Origin of the sequence: Stenotrophomonas maltophilia, from assembly GCF_006974125.1 — a bacterium.
In the GTDB taxonomy this organism is placed as follows: Bacteria; Pseudomonadota; Gammaproteobacteria; order Xanthomonadales; family Xanthomonadaceae; genus Stenotrophomonas; species Stenotrophomonas maltophilia_O.
The window spans coordinates 582,761-599,446 of sequence record NZ_CP037858.1 but is presented as its reverse complement, the minus strand read 5'-3'; the positions used below and the strand labels follow the sequence as shown (position 1 = coordinate 599,446).

General features: G+C 67.9%; 15 protein-coding genes. 12 read left to right on the top strand and 3 right to left on the bottom strand.

Annotated features, from left to right (window positions below):
* Positions 1 to 88 precede the first annotated feature (88 nt).
* The 4 genes from EZ304_RS02720 to EZ304_RS21235 all read left to right on the top strand — a co-directional run bounded on the left by EZ304_RS02720 (position 89) and on the right by EZ304_RS21235 (position 3,293).
* Positions 89 to 1,144, top strand: a complete 1,056-nt coding sequence (locus tag EZ304_RS02720) for a sensor histidine kinase (protein WP_260678213.1) — start codon at positions 89 to 91, stop codon at positions 1,142 to 1,144.
* A complete protein-coding gene (locus EZ304_RS02715; protein WP_142806195.1) occupies positions 1,141 to 1,872 on the top strand; it encodes a LytR/AlgR family response regulator transcription factor in 732 nt (243 codons plus the stop codon). The genes EZ304_RS02720 and EZ304_RS02715 overlap by 4 nt, the downstream gene beginning before the upstream one ends.
* Positions 1,873 to 1,996: 124 nt before the next feature.
* Positions 1,997 to 3,040 (top strand): acyl-CoA thioesterase/BAAT N-terminal domain-containing protein, encoded by a 1,044-nt coding sequence (locus EZ304_RS21240; RefSeq protein WP_428999710.1) that lies wholly within the window; start codon positions 1,997 to 1,999, stop codon positions 3,038 to 3,040.
* Entirely contained in the window at positions 2,988 to 3,293 is a 306-nt protein-coding gene (locus EZ304_RS21235; RefSeq protein ID WP_428999709.1) for an acyl-CoA thioester hydrolase/BAAT C-terminal domain-containing protein, read from the top strand. The genes EZ304_RS21240 and EZ304_RS21235 overlap by 53 nt, the downstream gene beginning before the upstream one ends.
* A gap of 6 nt (positions 3,294 to 3,299) precedes the next feature.
* Here the strand turns inward: EZ304_RS21235 and EZ304_RS02705 are convergent, their stop codons facing one another.
* A complete protein-coding gene (locus tag EZ304_RS02705; protein WP_043035217.1) occupies positions 3,300 to 4,229 on the bottom strand; it encodes a LysR family transcriptional regulator in 930 nt (309 codons plus the stop codon).
* 92 nt (positions 4,230 to 4,321) lie between these two features.
* Between EZ304_RS02705 and EZ304_RS02700 the strand changes: the two genes are divergently transcribed.
* A complete protein-coding gene (locus EZ304_RS02700; RefSeq protein WP_142806194.1) occupies positions 4,322 to 5,515 on the top strand; it encodes an MFS transporter in 1,194 nt (397 codons plus the stop codon).
* 515 nt (positions 5,516 to 6,030) lie between these two features.
* Here EZ304_RS02700 and EZ304_RS02695 read toward each other — a convergent pair.
* Positions 6,031 to 6,684: a response regulator gene (locus tag EZ304_RS02695; protein WP_142806193.1), complete on the bottom strand. Its 654-nt coding sequence runs from the start codon at positions 6,682 to 6,684 to the stop codon at positions 6,031 to 6,033.
* Positions 6,677 to 9,706 (bottom strand): sensor histidine kinase, encoded by a 3,030-nt coding sequence (locus EZ304_RS02690; protein WP_142806192.1) that lies wholly within the window; start codon positions 9,704 to 9,706, stop codon positions 6,677 to 6,679. Before EZ304_RS02690 ends, EZ304_RS02695 begins: the two co-directional genes overlap by 8 nt.
* Before the next feature lie 96 nt (positions 9,707 to 9,802).
* Here EZ304_RS02690 and EZ304_RS02685 point away from each other — a divergent pair, with 96 nt between their 5' ends.
* The 7 genes from EZ304_RS02685 to EZ304_RS02655 all read left to right on the top strand — a co-directional run bounded on the left by EZ304_RS02685 (position 9,803) and on the right by EZ304_RS02655 (position 16,582).
* Entirely contained in the window at positions 9,803 to 10,135 is a 333-nt protein-coding gene (locus EZ304_RS02685) for a hypothetical protein (RefSeq protein WP_099553247.1), read from the top strand.
* A 50-nt stretch (positions 10,136 to 10,185) separates the two neighbouring features.
* Positions 10,186 to 10,629 (top strand): helix-turn-helix transcriptional regulator, encoded by a 444-nt coding sequence (locus EZ304_RS02680; protein WP_099553249.1) that lies wholly within the window; start codon positions 10,186 to 10,188, stop codon positions 10,627 to 10,629.
* Positions 10,626 to 11,282 carry a hydrolase gene (locus EZ304_RS02675; protein ID WP_024956239.1) on the top strand — a complete coding sequence of 219 codons (657 nt, stop codon included), beginning with the start codon at positions 10,626 to 10,628 and terminating at the stop codon, positions 11,280 to 11,282. The genes EZ304_RS02680 and EZ304_RS02675 overlap by 4 nt, the downstream gene beginning before the upstream one ends.
* 2 nt (positions 11,283 to 11,284) lie before the next feature.
* On the top strand, positions 11,285 to 11,710 hold the full coding sequence (locus EZ304_RS02670; protein WP_049437733.1) for a DoxX family protein: 426 nt from the start codon (positions 11,285 to 11,287) through the stop codon (positions 11,708 to 11,710).
* 119 nt (positions 11,711 to 11,829) lie between these two features.
* Positions 11,830 to 13,677: an amidohydrolase gene (locus EZ304_RS02665; RefSeq protein WP_185959238.1), complete on the top strand. Its 1,848-nt coding sequence runs from the start codon at positions 11,830 to 11,832 to the stop codon at positions 13,675 to 13,677.
* Positions 13,656 to 14,939, top strand: coding sequence for an alginate export family protein (locus EZ304_RS02660; RefSeq protein ID WP_142806191.1), 1,284 nt, complete (start codon positions 13,656 to 13,658; stop codon positions 14,937 to 14,939). Before EZ304_RS02665 ends, EZ304_RS02660 begins: the two co-directional genes overlap by 22 nt.
* Positions 14,933 to 16,582, top strand: a complete 1,650-nt coding sequence (locus tag EZ304_RS02655) for an MFS transporter (protein ID WP_142806190.1) — start codon at positions 14,933 to 14,935, stop codon at positions 16,580 to 16,582. Before EZ304_RS02660 ends, EZ304_RS02655 begins: the two co-directional genes overlap by 7 nt.
* Positions 16,583 to 16,686: the final 104 nt, after the last annotated feature.

Genomic DNA, 16,686 nt, shown 5'->3' with positions numbered 1-16,686 from the left:
CATGCGTGGATGAGCCCCTTGCTTCCGGCACGGGAACGAACCGGTGCGGGCACCTAGCATGGTGCCCGTTTCCTGTTCGATTCCTTGCATGCCTGCTTTGCCACTTTCCCTGCTGCCCGCCCATGAAGCGCCGCTGTCGCTGCCTCGCCCGCTCGGGGTGATGCTGGCGTTGTGGGGGCTGCTCATCGCCACGTCCATTCCAGCGGTACACCTGAGCCAGCAACCGGGTGGCCTGGTGCCAGCGGCGTTGTTCATCCTCGGCGCCGAGTTGCCCTGGATGCTGGCGACGCCGTTGCTGTGGGCGGCGTGTCGGCGCTGGCCATTGCCGGGACGGCATCACCTGGCCGTCTGGATGCTGCTGGGCCTGCTGCTGACTCCGGCATTGACCGCTCTGGGCTGGGGGTTGGGCCACCTGCTGCTGCAGCTGTGGCAGGAACAGCCGCTGCCGTCGTCCGGGCAGGTGGCTCGGGCAATCGGCATTACCGCGCTGTTCGCCTTGCCAACATTCATCGCAGTGGCCGGTACAGGCCACGGCCTGGCCTGGCTGCAGCGACTGAAAGCACAATCGGAGGCCCTGCAGCTCGCCCGCGAAGTGGCCCTGCGCCAACACCTCCAGCATCATTTCCTGTTCAACGCGCTCAACGCCATCGGCGGCCTGGCGCTGCTGCGCCCGCTGGCGGCGGACGCGGCCCTGGTGCAGCTGTCCTCGCTGTTGCGCGACACCCTGCAATGCCCGGCGCAACGTTCGTTGGTTGATGAGCTGGGAGCCGCGCAGGATTATGTGGCCCTGCAATCGCTGCTCCATGACGAGGCGCTGCATCTGCACCTGCAGGCCAGTGCGGAGGCCTTGGGGTGGCCGGTGCCGGGGTTGTTGCTGCAGCCCCTGATCGAGAACGCCGTCCTGCACAGCGGCTGGCAGGCGGGGGATCCGCCCCTGCAGATCGAGCTGGAAGCAGAGGTACACCGTAACGGGCTGCAGGTCGCTGTGTTCAATCCCTGCCTGCGTCCTGCGCGTGGCGACGGCCTCGGCAGTGGCCTGGACACGCTGCAGCGCCGCTTGGCGATGGTCGGCGGCCATCTGCAGGCTGGCCGCATGGACACCGGCTACAGGGTCTGCCTGCTCCTGCCGGAACGTGCGGCATGATGCGCCCGTTGAGCGTGTTGCTGGTGGATGACGTGGCGTTGGCGCGTCACCGCCTGCGTGAGCTGCTGGCACGTATCCCGCAGGTCAGGGTCGATGCCGAAGCTGCCAGCCTTGAACAGGCGCGGCACCTGCTGCTGGGGCGACGCTTCGATCTGTTGCTGCTGGATCTGGTGCTGCCTGATGGCCGGGGCTGGGAGCTGCCGGCGCAGCAGCCAGCGCTGGCCGCGCACACCATCTTCGTGACCGCGCTGCCACAGCATGCACTGCAGGCTTTTGAACTGGGCGTGGCCGACTACCTGCTCAAGCCGGTGGCGATGCCACGACTGCAGGAGGCGATCGCGCGCGTACGGCGCCTGGCCGGGTTGCTCGACGAAGGAGAGTGCCATGCCCGGGCTCTGGCTGTTCCCGCCGCAGGCGGAACGCACTACGTACCCGTGGCGCAGATCGACTACATCGACATGGCCGGGCATTACGCCTGCGTCCATGTCGGGCCTCGCCTGCATCTGCTGCGCGAGCCGATTGCCCGGTTGGCCGAGCGTCTGGTGCCGAGCGGCCTGCTGCGCGTGCATCGCTCGGTGCTGGTCAACCCGTTGCGCGTGCAGGGCCTTGTCGAACGTCACAACGGTGACGCGCTGCTTGAGTTGGCCGGGGGTGTGCAGGTGCCGGTCAGTCGAAGTTACCGCCCCGCCTTGGCCGCGGCTCTGGAAGCACGCTTGAAACACGGTTGAGGCCAGCGGCGGCACGGTTGGCGCCATCGACGCTGGATTCTGCGGGACACGCATGGCCATCAGGGCACCCTGCTCACTTTGCAGGTGAGGGCAAGACATGCGGATGCGACGAGGTTGGGGATGGTTGCTGTGCGCGCTGGCGATCCCGGCGATGGCCGATGTCCGCGTTGAGGTGGATGACCAGCAGGGACGTGCTGATCGCGTTCCGGTGATCACGGTGGGAGGCCTTGCGGTTGCCGAGGCGGTGCGCCTGCGCCTGTCGATGCAGGACAGCCGTGGCCAGCGCTGGCAGTCGGAGGCAGTGTTGCGTGCTGACCTGGATGGCCAGGTCGATACTGCCCGCAGCGGATCGGAGCAGGGTAGCTACCGCGGGATCGATGCGAGCGGACTGATCTGGTCGATGCAGCCGCAGCAGGGACGCGCCAGTGCACTACCGCTGCCGTGGCGCCGCGCCGCCGATGGCATGGGGTTCCTGCCGCAGACGTTTGAACTGGAAGTGGAACGGGCCGGTTCGGTGGTTGCACGGCGAACATTGCAGCGCCACCTGATGCTGCCAGGCGTGCAGGTGCAACGGGTCGAGATTGGTGGGCGTGAGGCGCATCTGTATCTGCCAGCGGATCTGCGACCCGGCGCCCGCGTGGCGGCGATGGTGACGCTGGGCGGCGCAGAAGGCGGGTTCGAGGGCGGTGACATGTATGCCGCCTGGCTGGCCAGCAACGGCTACGTCGCATTGTCGATTGCGTGGTATCGCGGGCCAGGCGTGCCCAAGGATCTGATTGACGTTCCGTTGGAGACCGTACGTGACGCGGTGCATTGGCTTCAGCGGCACCCTGGGGTGGAACCGCAGCGGGTCGGGTTGCTGGGGGGGCTCCTGGGGTGGCATTGCAGCCATGGCCACGGCAATCCACCTGCCGACCCTGCGGGTTGCGGTCTCCTGGGTAGGGAGTCCGGTGCCCTTCCGTGGCATTGCGCGGGATGTGGCTCCTGCCGATTTCCGGGCCGTGGATCGATCGCCGCTGAGCTGGCAGGGCAAACCGCTGCCGTGGTTGCCGTACCGCGACGATGTCGACTGGGGACGTCCAGGGCCGCAATGGGCGCCGGCGCTGCAGGCCGCGGTGTTGCCGATCGAGAAGATCGTCGCACGCACGCTGTGGGTGGGCGGCGGTGATGACCGCCTCGGCGACTCCGGCGTGTTGATGGCGGTTGCGCAACGGCGGCTGGCCGAAGCAGGACGAGGTGATCGCGATCGCTTCCTCTATTACCCGGATGCGGGACACCTGATCACACCGGTTCTGCAACCGACCACCCATCGCCATGACGTGGGGCCCTTCATTGAAGTGGGGGGTACCGCAGAAGGCCACGCGCACGCGGACAGTGAGGCTGGGCCCGCCGTGCTGGCGTTCCTGGCCGAGACGTTGTGAGCGACGTCAGCGCGGCGCCGGACGCATTCCGTGCAGCTGCGGCAGTGCGGCCTTCATTGCATCGATGAAGGCGCGCAGCCGCGGCGGCTGCTGACGCGCAGCGGGAAATACCACGTGCACCGGCAGTGCCGGCGCCTGCCAGTCCGGCAGCAGCTGTACCAGCCGCCCCTGTGCGAGATCGTCGGCTACCAGCCAGGCCGAGACCACCGCTGCGCCCAGCCCAGCGCGTGCGGCCTGCTGCACCACGAACAGGTTGTCGCTGAGCAGGCGTGGGCTGATCGACAGCGTATGCGCGCGGCCCTGTGCGTCATGCAGCAGCAGGCGTTCGCGGTAGTAGGTGACCAGTGAGATCCACGGCAGTGCCTGCGCTTGTTCTGGTGTGCTGATCGCGGTGGCCTGCACCAGCGACGGCGCTGCCACGACGATGCGCGGCACTTCGGCGAGCGGCAGTGCGACCATGCGCGGTTCGTCGACCGGACCCACCCGCACCGCGCAGTCGATGCCTTCGGCGATGAAATCCGGGCGACGATCTTCAAGGATCCACTCCAGGCTCAGCTGTGGGTGCTGGGCGAGGAACGCGAGCATGGTCGGCAGCAGCTGCGCTTGGCCGAAGGCGTGCGGCACCATTACCCGCAGGCGTCCGCGCAGCGTTTCCGGTTCGCCGTGCAGTTCGGCCTGCAGCGACTCCCATTCGTCGACCACGCGTTGCGCATGGCGCTGGCAGCGCAGGCCATCTTCGGTCAGCTGCAGGCCGTGGGTGGAGCGCTGCAGCAGGCGCAGGCCGAGCTGTCGCTCCAGTGCCTGCAGGCGGCGACTGACCGTCGGCTGGGTGGTGCCCAGCTGCACGGCAGCAGCAGACAGGCTGCCGGCATCGACGATGCGCAGGAAGGTGCGCAGCAGATCCAGGCGATCGGCACCGGTAGCGAGGTCATTCATGCGTAGTGCGTATGAAGGATATGTAATGAAGCCTACTACAGACGTTTGGTGAATACAGGCACGATGCGTCCACTTCCTCCACCGGACTCCCCATGTCTACCCCTTCGCTGTCCGTCGCCGCCGCACCCGCGACCGCACCCTCCACCCCGCTGGTGCTGGCAATGGCGGCCGGCGCCGGCTTCTCGGTCGCCTCGCTCTACTACAGCCAGCCGATGCTGGGCCTGATCGCCCAGGACCTCGGCGCCGGTGAGCGCGCCGCCGGCCTGGTACCGACCTTGACTCAGCTCGGCTATGCGGTGGGCATCCTGCTGCTGGCGCCGTTGGGCGACCGGTTCGACCGCCGCAACCTGATCCTGTTGAAGTCCGCGTTGCTGGCACTGGCATTGGGCGCTGCAGCGATGGCCGGGCACCTGCCGGGCCTGCTGATGGCCAGCCTGCTGGTCGGGTTGATGGCCACGCTGGCACAGGACATCGTGCCGGCCGCTGCGGTGCTGGCGCCGGATGCTCAGCGCGGCCAGATCGTCGGCCGGGTAATGACCGGCCTGCTGCTCGGCATCCTGCTGTCGCGCGTGGTCAGTGGCGTAGTGGCCGAGGCATGGGGCTGGCGCACCCAGTTCGTGCTGGCCGCGGTATCGGTGGCGGCGATGGGCGCGGTGATGGCGCGTGCGCTGCCGCGTTTCGCACCGACCAGCACGCTGCGTTATCCGGCATTGTTGGGTTCGTTGCTGGCGTTGTGGCGCGAGCAGCCGCAGCTGCGCCGTGCGGTGGCCAGCCAGTCGTTGCTGGCAGTGGGCTTCAGCGCGTTCTGGTCGACGCTGGCGCTGATGCTGCATGCCCGCCTGGGCCTGGGTAGTGCGGCGGCGGGTGCGTTCGGTGTTGCGGGTGCGGCCGGTGCTTTGGCCGCGCCGTTCGCCGGTCGTTTCGCCGATCGCTTGGGCTGCCATGCAGTGGCGCGGCTGGCGATCGCAGTGGCGCTGCTGGGCTTCGGCCTTCTGCTGGCCGAGTCCTGGCTGCCGGCCGCCGCGCTGCTGCCGCTGCTGGCGGTGAGTGCGCTGCTGTTCGACTTCGGTTTCCAGTCGGCGCTGGTGGCGCACCAGACCCTGGTCTACGGCCTGGTGCCGCCGGCACGCAGCCGGCTCAACGCGTTGCTGTTCACCGGCATGTTCATCGGCATGGCCGCTGGCGGTGCGCTGGGCAGCCTGGCGCTGGCGCAATGGGGCTGGTACGGCGTGGCCTGGCTGGCGGTGGTGTGTGCGGGCGGCAGCCTGCTGCTGCGTTTGAAGTAAGGAATGGTGTTCGGCAGGGCTTGCAGCCCTGCACCTGCGGTAGTGCCGGCCGCTGGCCGGCAACAGCACAAACAGCGGGTTTCCTGTAGGCAGACGGGGTGGGTCCGGTTGCGGGGGACGCCGTCACCCCCGCAACCGGACCCACCCCGCCTTCGACAGATCTCCGCGATCTGCAGTAGATCCACGCCATGCGTGGATGAATCTCCATCGGAATCGAATATTTCGAATTGGAATCCAGAAGCATCCATGCATGGCGTGGATCTACCGTGTCGACCAAGGTCGACACCTACCAACCGCCATCGGAATCTGTCAGAGGTGGGGCGGTGTCGGAGTGCGGGGTGTCAGCCGCATGGATGCGGCTGCCAAGCTTACAGGGACGTACTTGCAGCGTCCCCGCACTCCGACACCGCTGCGCCATCCCACGGAGAGCCCGCTTTTGATTTTGCTGTTGAGGTTGCCGGCCAGCGGCCGGCACTACCGTGGGTGCAGGGCCGCAGGCCCTGCCGAACAACCCCTTAATCGTGACCGCTGTCGTCCAGGCTGATGATGCCGCGCCGCAGCGCCTGGGTCACCGCATGCGTGCGATCGCCCACGCCCAGCTTGTCCATCAGGCTCTTCATGTGCGCCTTCACCGTCTGCTCGGAAATCTGCATGCGCTCGCCGATGCGCTTGTTCGACAGGCCTCCGGCTACGTGCCGCAGCACTTCGGTCTCGCGCGGCGACAACCGGTCTTCCACCACATGTGCGGCGATGCTCGCCGCCACTGCCGGGGGAATCGGTGCGCGGCGGCCGCCGGCGACCATGCGGATCGTATCGACCAGCTCGTGGCGCAGCATGTCCTTCAGCAGGTAGGCACTGGCGCCGGCCTGCAGCGCCCGCACTGCACGTACGTCACCGCGGTAGGTGGTCAGCACGATGATGCGTGCGCGCGGGTCCATCGCGCGGATCCGCACGATGGCTTCCACACCATCCAGGCGTGGCATCTGCAGGTCCATCAGCACCACGTCCGGCTGCAGCTGCTGGTAGCGTGCGATGGCTTCCTCGCCATCGGCGGCTTCGCCGAGCAGGCGCAGATCGGGTTGCGCGCCCAGCAGCGCCGCCAGGCCGTCACGCAGCAGCGGGTGGTCGTCGACCACCAGTACGCCGATCGGGGCAGGTGACTCAGTCATGGTTTGCGCTACTCCAGGGCCAGCGCCAACGCGATGGGCGGCGGTGATACAGGCGCCGGGCGGGGACCGCCAGCGCTACTTCGGTACCCAGTCCGGGGCGGGTCCACAGCTGCAGCTCGGCCCCGAGCCGCTGTGCACGCTCACGCATTCCCTGCAGACCCCAATGGCCGTGTCCAGCGTCTTCATCGGCGATGCCGACACCGTCATCCCGTACGTGCAGCAGGAAGCAGCGCGTGCCGTAGGACAGTTCCACTTCAATGGCACTGGCATCGGCGTGGCGCAATGCGTTGCGGATGGCCTCGCGACCAATCAGGAATACTTCCTCCGCGGCATCGGCCTGCAGTGGCGGCGTCGCGCCTTCAACGGTAAGGCGCAGGGGATTGGTGCCATGCCCGGCGTACTCGGCATGCACATCGGCCAATGCCGAAGCCAGGTCGCGACCGGAGAATGGGCCGTCGCGCAATGCGTTGACGCGCTCGCGGCCCTCGGCCAGATTGCGCTCGGCCAGCTGCATCGCCGACTCCAGCTGGCCGCGTACTGCTTCTGGCGTCTGCGCGGACTGGCTGATTGCATGCAGGCGCAGGATCAGGCCCTGGCTGCCCTGCAGCAGGGTGTCGTGCAGGTCGCGCGCAATGCGTTCACGTTCGCCATTGCGCTCCTGCAGGCGAGCACGGAACAGCGCAGCGAGCTGGCCACTGCGGATGCGCACGGCCAGCACGAGCAGCGCCAGCACGGCGGCCACGCACAGCAGCTTGAACCACACGGTCTGGGTGAAGGTGGGTGCGATGCGGAAGCTGCGGCTGGCCGGGACCGTGCTCCAGATGCCGTCCTCATTGGCGGCTTCCACGTCGAAGCGATAGCTACCCGGCGCCAGATTGGTGTAATAGGCGCGGGTGCTGCTGCCTGCGTCCTGCCAGCCGACATCGACGCCGGACAAGCGATAGCGATAGCGGTTGCGCTCCGGTCGGGCCAGTGAAAGGGCCACGTAGTCGATCTGCAGCTGGCTGGTGCCGGCCGGCAGGCGCAGGCCGTCCTGCAGTGGTTGCTGTTCGCTGCCATACAGCACGTCGCCGATGCGAACGCTGGGTGCCAGCGTGTTGACGTGCGAACGCGTGGTGTCCAGCCAGGCCAGGCCCTGGTTGGTGGCCAGCCATAGCAGGCCGTCGTCGGCCAGCGTCGCGGTTGCGATTGGTCCACTCTGCAGGGCAATGCCAGGCATGCCGTCGATCGCGTCGAACAGGCGTGGCGTGACTGGTAGTCCGCTGCGCAAGGCGCGGCGCAGCTGCCCGCTTTCCATCCGCACCAGGCCACGGCTGCCATTGAACCAGAGGTGTCCGTTCGGATCGGCGACCATGCCGGTGATGCCTTCCAGGACGCCGGCCATGTCGGTGCGCACCGGAACGAAACGTCCATTGCCCAGCCGCGCAGCCAGGCCGGCTTCGCCGGCGACCAGCAGCAGGTCCTGGTGATGCAGCATTGCGGTGATCGGCCCCGCCGACAGGCCCTGGCTGGCATCGAAGCTCTCGATGCGGTTCGTACTCATCCGGCGCAGGCGGCCGTCGGCATAGCCAAGCAGCAGCTGGCCTTGGGCATCCAGCGCCAGCGACGAGCAGGCCTGTTCGGGCAGGCGGACCTCGCGCTGCCACTGGGCGTGCTGGTAGTGCAGCACCCCGCGTTCGCCGGCGCACACCCAGGCCTGCGCGTCGTCAGGGAACAGCAGCGCATGCAATGGTTGCCCGGTGAACGGGGCCGGCAGCGGGATCAACGAGGTGTGGCCGGCGACCGTGCGCGCAAGATTGACCCAGTCGAACTGCCAGATCGGCGTGGGTGCCAGGCGTGCGGCGGACTGCAACTGCGTGGCGCTGCCATCCAGCAGCGTGCGCCGCAGATCGTAGGGCTTGAGGTCTTCGCCATAGCCATACACGCGGCCATCGCCGGCACGCACCAGCGAGCGGTAGGGATCACTGGGGCCGACCAGCAGGGTGTGCACGCTGCGCGCGCGGAAGCGGTTGAGGCCGAGATTGGTACCGACCCAGAGATTGCCTTCGCGATCGACGATGATCGGCACCGCCGAGGTGGCGGTCAGTCCGTGCGGCGAATCGAAGCGCTCCATGCGCAGGGCACGGGTGCCCTCGAATGTGACCCGGGCGACGCCTCCATGCGGGCTCATCGTCGCCCACAGCGCGCCGTCGGTGGTGAACTGCATGCGGGCAGCGACCAGGTCGGGCAGGCGCCGTGCCTCACGTTCGGGCTCGGCCAGCAGCCCGTGTGCGTTTGCCAGTGGCGAGGCACCACGGAGGCGGTCGGCCAGCCACACCTCACCCTGCGGGCTCTCCACCAGTGTTGCCATCTGCGAGACGGCGATGCCGGTATCGACGAAGGCCGCCTGGCGCGGCCCGCGCATCCAGATCTTCAGATCGGCCAGTACCCAGAACGTGCCACGGCTGTCATGCAACACCCATTGCACGCGGCGTTCCGGTAGCCCGGCGGAGGCGGGCGGGGCTTGCCAGCGCCGGCCATCGAACCAGCGCAGTCCGCCGTTGATCGCTGCCCAGAGGCGGCCCTCGCGGTCCTGGCTGAAGTGCGGCACGACGCCGACTGGTACGCCCTGTTGCCGGCCGTAGTTGTGCAGTTGGCCGCGTGCGAGTTGGCTGATGCCGGCCTGGAAGTAGCCGATCCACATTGCGTCATCGCGCCCGACTGCCAGGGTGACCATGTTGGTGGACGGGAAGCTGCTGCCCGGTGGCGGCGCCTGGCGTTCAAAACGGCGGCCGTCGAAGCGGTACAGGCCAGAACCGGTCGCCAGCCACAGCAGTCCATCACGGTCCTGCGCGATGTCCCAGATATCGCCAGGCGCCCCTTGGCCGACCCGCCATGCGGTGTGCTCGTAGCCGGGCAGTCCGCTGCTCAGCGCGGGACGCTGCACGGCGAGCGCGGGCAGGGCGGTCATCAACAGCAGGCACGTCAGCAGCGCCGGCAGGCGACGCAGGAATGGGAAGGGGCGGCCACGCATGGTGCGCATTCTGGCAGGTGCGGGGCAGGCCAGGGTGACCCGAACGGGGTAGGCGGCACGCGGCCCCATCCGGTATCACGCCGGCATACCCCGTGGAGCCCGGCCATGCAGCGCCTGTTCGTGATGTTTCCCGACCGTGGCCCGGGCGTCGGCCTGCTGTGGTTGCGGCTGTGCGTTGCGGCCGCACTTTGCGCGCCCGATATGCCAGGGGGCTGGTTGTCGACCTTGTGCCTGCTGGCCGTGGCGATGCTCGCACTTGGTGCGCTGACACCACTGGCGGCGGTGATGGCGACCGCGTTTCTGTCCACGCTGCCCGGGCCTTGGCCACTGGCGCTGCTGCCTCTGGCACTGCTGGTGCTGGGGCCGGGCGCCTATTCGCTGGACGCACGGCTGTTCGGTCGCCGCGTGATCGGCCGCCGGCCTCCCCCATTCGGGTAGGCGTGGGCCTCGACCGACGGGGGTAGGGCGTCGCGCAGGGGGCCCGCACCATGGGCCACCCCCTCGCGGCGTCCTCGATGGCCACCGTTACTCCACAGGAATTCCCCGCTGCGTCGCTGGCACCGCAGCAGGTCGCAGCATTGCAGCGTGCATTGCGCTATGTCGATGAACACCTGTCACAGCCGCTGCGGGTCACCGAACTGGCGGCCGCCGCCTGCGTCAGTCGCTTCCATCTTGTGCGCCTGTTCCGCAGCGGTACCGGCGCCAGCCCGCTGCGTTATGTACGTCGCCGCCGTATCGAACGTGCGCGCCAGCTGTTGTCGGCCCAGCATCTGCCGATGTCCTGCCTGGCGCAGCAGCTCGGCTTCTTTGACCAGAGCCATTTCGTCCGCAGCTTCCGCGCGGAGACCGGCTGCAGCCCCGGCCAGTACGTCGCCGGCGATGCCGCCCTGTTGCTTCCCCTTGATCGTGTTTCCAACGGAGTCCACCCATGAGCCTTGCCACCGCTACTCCCGCCCCGGCACTGCTGTCGCCGACCGACCATGCCCTGGTGCTGATCGACTTCCAGTCGCAGATGGCGTTTGCCACCCACACCATCGACATCTCCGCGCTGCGCAACAACGTGTCGCTGATCAGCAAGGGCGCCAAGGGCTTCAACGTGCCGGTGGTGCTGACCACCGTCGCCGAAACGTCGTTCTCCGGCCCGATGTTCCCCGAACTGCCGCAGATCTTTCCGGGCCAGACGGTGTTCGACCGCACCTCGATGAACACCTGGGAAGACCAGCCGGTGATCGATGAGATCAACCGCATCGGCAAGCGCCGTCTGGTTGTTGCTGGCCTGTGGACCAGCGTCTGCATCGTCGGGCCGGCGCTGTCGGCGCTGGCGCAGGGTTTCGAGGTCTACGTGATCACCGATGCCTGTGGCGATGTCAGCGAAGAGGCGCACGAGCGTGCGATCACCCGCATGGTGCAGGCCGGCGCGGTGCCGATGACCAGCGTGCAGTACCTGCTTGAGCTGCAGCGCGACTGGGCACGCGGTGAAACCTACGATCTGACCACCGGCATTGCCCGCGACCATGCTGGCGGCTACGGCATCGGCATCCAGTACGCCAAGAGCATGTTCGGCGCGCAGGAAGGCGGGCACTGAGCATGCTGGCCGGCCATGGCCTCGACCTGGCCCTGCTGATGCTGCGTGTGGCCGCAGGAGGCTTCCTGCTGCCACACGCGCTGGGCAAGCTGTTCGGCTGGTTCGGTGGACCGGGACTGTCCGGCTTCGCTACCGAGCTGCGCGGCTTCGGGCTGCCAGCGGTGGCACCGTTGCCGCTGCTGCTGGCCCTGCTGCAGGTGCTGTCCGGGCTGGCCGTGCTGCTGGGATGGCAGACCCGCATCGCCGCGCTTGCAGCGGCCGCTTTCATCGGCTTCACCGTCCTGTTGGCCCTGCCCAAGGGCTGGTTCTGGATGCGCGGCGGCAGTGAGTACCCCTTGATGTGGACCACGGTACTGCTGGCCATCGCGCTGGCCGGGCCCGGCACCTGGGCACTGGACGTCCACCGTCTTCCGGGAGACCTCGCATGAGTCACGATCCACTCGATCACGGCCGCCGCAACATCGTGCTGGCCAGCGGCGCCGCTGTTGCGCTCGGCCTGGCCGGTCGCGCCGCTGGCGCACTCGATTCCACTTCCAAGGAGCGTCGCATGAGCACGCTGGTCATCCGCAATGCCCGCATCACCACCCTCGACCCGCAGCAGCCGCATGCGCAGGCGTTGGCCGTGCAGGAAGGACGCATCGTTGCCGTCGGCAGCGACGAGGAGATCATGCGTGGCTGGGGCAATGAAGCGACCTTGATCGACGCCCAGGGCCGGCGCCTGCTGCCCGGCCTCAACGACAGCCATACCCATCTGATCCGTGGTGGCCTGAACTACAACCTGGAGCTGCGCTGGGACGGCCTGCGCTCGCTGGGTGACGCGCTGGACATGCTGAAGGCCCAGGTCGACCGCACGCCCGCACCGCAGTGGGTACGCGTGGTCGGTGGCTTCACCGCCGCACAGTTCAATGAGAAGCGACTGCCGACGCTGCAGGAGCTCAACGACATCGCGCCGGAAACGCCGGTGTTCCTGCTGCACCTGTACGACCGCGCGCTGCTCAACCGTGCCGCGCTGCGCGCCTGCGGCTATACCAAGGACACGCCGGATCCGCCGGGCGGGCAGATCGTGCGCGATTCGCTGGGCAATCCGACCGGTCTGCTGCTGGCCAAGCCGAACGCGCTCATCCTCTACGCGACGCTGGCCAAGGGCCCGCGCCTGCCGATCGAGTACCAGGCGAACTCGACGCGCCACTTCATGCGCGAACTGAACCGGCTGGGCATCACCTCGGTGATCGACGCCGGCGGTGGCTTCCAGAACTATCCCGAGGACTACCAGGTCATCGAGCAGTTGCATCGCGATGACCAGCTGACGGTGCGCATCGCCTACAACCTGTTTACCCAGAACAAGGGCAAGGAGGTCGATGACTTCCGTGGCTGGAGCGAGATCCTGCAGCCGCGCCAGGGCGACGATCTGCTGCGCCACAACGGTGCCGGCGAGATGCTGGTGTTCTCGGCGGCCGACTTCGAACTGTTCAACGAGCCCCGCCCGGAACTGTCGCCGGAGCTGGAGCCCGAACTGCATGACGTGGTGAAGCTGCTGGTCGAGAAGCGCTGGCCGTTCCGCATCCACGCCACCTACGACGAGAGCATCACCCGCATCCTCGATGTCTACGAACAGGTCAACCGCGAGGTGCCGTTCGATGGCCTGCACTGGTTCATCGACCACGCCGAGACCATCACCCCGCGCAACATCGAACGCATCCGTGCGCTGGGTGGCGGCATTGCCGTGCAGCACCGCATGGCCTACCAGGGCGAAGCCTTCGTCGAGCGCTATGGCGTGCAGGCCGCGCGGCACACGCCTCCAGTCAAGCGCATGCTGGCCGAAGGCGTGCCGGTCGGTGCCGGTACCGACGCCACCCGTGTGGCCAGCTACAACCCGTGGGTGGCGTTGTCCTGGCTCGTGACCGGGCGCACCGTGGGTGGGCTGGCCCTGTATGGCGAGGAAAACCTGCTTGAACGCGAGCAGGCCCTGCGCCTGTGGACCCAGGGCAGCGCCTGGTTCTCCGGCGACGAAGCGGTGAAGGGCACGCTGAAAGCCGGTCAGCTGGCCGACTTCATCCTGCTCTCGGCCGACTTCTTCCGCGTGGATGACGCGCAGATCGCCGACATCACCAGCGTGCTGACCGTGGTCGGCGGACGCATCGTGCATGCGGATGCCGACTATGCAGGGCTGGCGCCGCAGCTGCCGCCAGCGATGCCGGACTGGTCGCCGGTCAACCGGTTCGGTGGCTACCACGTCGGCGGTGCCGCCACCGGGTTGGCCGCCACCCATCGCCACCATCACGGCGTGGCCTGCAGCACCCACGGCGCGCACGGGCATGCCGCGCAGCACGCGGCGCCCACCGATGACCTGACCGCGTTCTGGGGCGCGATGGGATGCTCGTGCTTCGCGTTCTGAGCCTGGCGCTGCTGGCCGTGCCCTCGCTGGCGCTGGCCTGCGAGGGTGGCCACTGCACTGACGCCGGTGACGGCCAATTGCAGTGGGATGCCTCACTGCGCGTGCGTGGCCTGTACTACGACCCGACCCGGTTCGGTATTGGTGGCAGCGAAGATGGCTATGGCCTGCTGCGTGCGCTGGCCTCGGCCACCTATGTGGAGGACAGCTGGCAGGCAAAGCTGCAGCTGGGCGTGCATGCCGAGAATGGCAAGGCCGGCGGACCCGGCCGCACCGACCGCAGCGCGTTGGACGTGCAGCAGGCGTATTGGCGCTGGCAGCGCGGCGGCTTCCACCTGCAACTCGGTCGGCAGGAAGCCGGCTACGGAAGTTCACGACTGTTGTCGGTGCGCGATGGGCCGAACATCCGCCTGGCCTTCGATGGTGCGCGCCTGGGCTGGAAGGGCCGCCTCGGCACGCTTGATCTGCTGGCACTGCGACCGGTGGAGAACCGACCGGGTGCCTTTGATGATCGCGGGGAACACGGTGCCCACCTGTGGGGTACCTATGCCACCACGGCACGCAGGCAGGGCACGGGACAGTGGGACCTGTATCTGCTGGACTACCGCCGTGAAGGCGCACGCTTCGCGGCGGGTTCCGGCATCGAGCGGCGGCAGACCTTGGGTGCGCGCTGGTTCGGCCAGGCCGGTGCACTGGACTGGAACAGCGAGCTGGTGGCGCAGGGCGGTGAACTGCGCACCGCGACCGGCAACCTCGACATTCGCGCCTGGACGCTGGCTACCGATACCGGTTGGCGTTGGAACGATGTGCCGCTGCAACCGCGTCTGGGGCTGAAGGCCGATGTCGCCAGCGGCGATGGCAATCCGCGGGACAGCCGCCTGGGAACCTTCAATGCACTGTTCCCGAAATCGGCCTACTTCAGCGAGGCCAGCCTGCTGGCCCCGGCCAATCTGATGGACGTCCAGCCGACCCTGACCCTGCGCCTGCACGACGCGGTGACGACGGAGCTGGGCGTACAGATGGCCTGGAAGCATCGTCGCGCCGATGCGGTCTACACCACGCCGGCGCCGCTGGTGGCGTTGCCAGGCAGTGCCGGTGGCGCGCGCCGCATCGGTAATCAATACAAATCCGAAACCCGCTGGCAGGCCAGCGAACACTGGCAATGGCAGCTGCAGCTGGCCTGGGTCGATGCCGGTCCTGCACTGAAGCAGGCCGGCGGCCAGGACACGCTGTTCGCCTCGATCGTTGGAGCATGGCAATGGTGAACGCAAACGCGTCGCAACCCTCCGCACAGGCCGCAGGTGCCTGGTCCCCGCTGAAGATCCAGATGTTCCGTTCGATCTGGCTGGCAATCCTGGCCAGCAACATCGGCACCTGGGTCAACGACGTGGCCGCCGCCTGGGTGATGGCCGAACGCACCGGTTCGCCGCTGATGGTGGCGCTGGTGCAGTCGGCCACAACGGTACCGATCGTGCTGTTGGCACTGGCGGCCGGAACGCTGGCCGACATTGTCGATCGCCGGAAGTACCTGTTGGCGACCCAGGGGTGGATGCTGCTGGTGGCCGCAGTGATGGCCGCGCTGACGGCGATGGACATGCTGACCCCGCAGTTGCTGGTGCTGTTGACCTTCTGCATGGGCTGCGGTGCGGCAATGGCGATGCCAGCGCAGGCGGCGATCGTGTCCGAGCTGGTGCCGCAGCCGATGCTGGCCTCGGCGGTAGCCCTGAACTCGATCGGTATCAATATCGCGCGTTCGATCGGCCCGGCCATTGGTGGCGTGATCGTGGCGCAGCTGGGCGCGATGTGGGCATTCGGCTTCAATGCCATCACCTTTGCCGCGATGCTGTTCGTGGTGTGGGGCTGGAAGCGTGATCCGAAGCAGTCCAGCCTGCCACCGGAAGGTTTCGGTGCAGGCTTGAAGGCGGGCCTGCGCTACGCCAGCCGCGCTGGGCGGCTGCAGGCGGTACTGATCAAGTCGGTGGGCTTCTTCTTCTTTGCTGCGGCGATGAACGCACTGCTGCCGGTGGTGGTACGTGGCCAGATGCAGGGTGGGGCGGGGCAGTACGGCATGCTGCTGGGCTGCATCGGTATCGGTGCAGTGGGCGGGGCCTTGCTGCTGCCGAAGCTGCGCGCGCAGTTGGATCGCGACCTGCTGGTGCTGCTGGCCACGCTGTCGCTGGCGCTCAGCCTGGTCGGGCTGGCGCTGACCCGCAGCTGGTACGTGCTGCCATTGGTGATGCTGATCAACGGTTTTGCCTGGATCACCGTGCTGTCGTCGCTGCAGATTGCCGCGCAGACGGCAGTTCCCGCATGGGTGCGTGCGCGTGCGCTGGCGCTGTACATCATGGTGTTCTCGGCCGGCATGGCGGCCGGTGGCCTGAGCTGGGGCGCGCTGGCACAGCGCACCTCGCCGGAGCTGGCGTTGCTGGTGGCTGCCGCAGGCGCGGTGATCGGGGGGCTGCTGGTGTGGCGCGTTCGCATTGCTGGTACCGAGGATCTGAACCTGCAACCGGCCGGGCACTGGCCGGCGCCGGAGCTGTCGGTGCCGGTGTCGAACGATCGCGGCCCGGTGCTGATCACCATCGAGTACCGCATCGACGATGCTGAACGTGCCGCGTTCCAGGCGCAGATGCGCGCGCTGGGCACGATCCGCCGCCGCGATGGTGCCGTGGTCTGGGGCGTGGTCGAGGACGTGGCCACCCCGGGCATCCACCTGGAGTATTTCGTGACCCCGTCATGGCTGGAGCATCTGCGCCAACACGAACGCATCACCGCCGATGACAAGGCCATCCAGGAAGTGCTGCGTGGGCTGCATCGCGGCGAGCGTGCGCCGGTGGTGCGTCACTTCGTGGGCGGCCACGATCCGTTACCCAGGACTGAGGTCCCACACCACCACAGCGATATCTGAGCGGCACCTGGTAAAGCCGGCCGCTGGCCGTCTGCGCAGATCGCGATGGATTCATCGGGTTGCCGGCCAGCGGCCGGCACTACCGGGGGAGCGGCGGCGCTGTG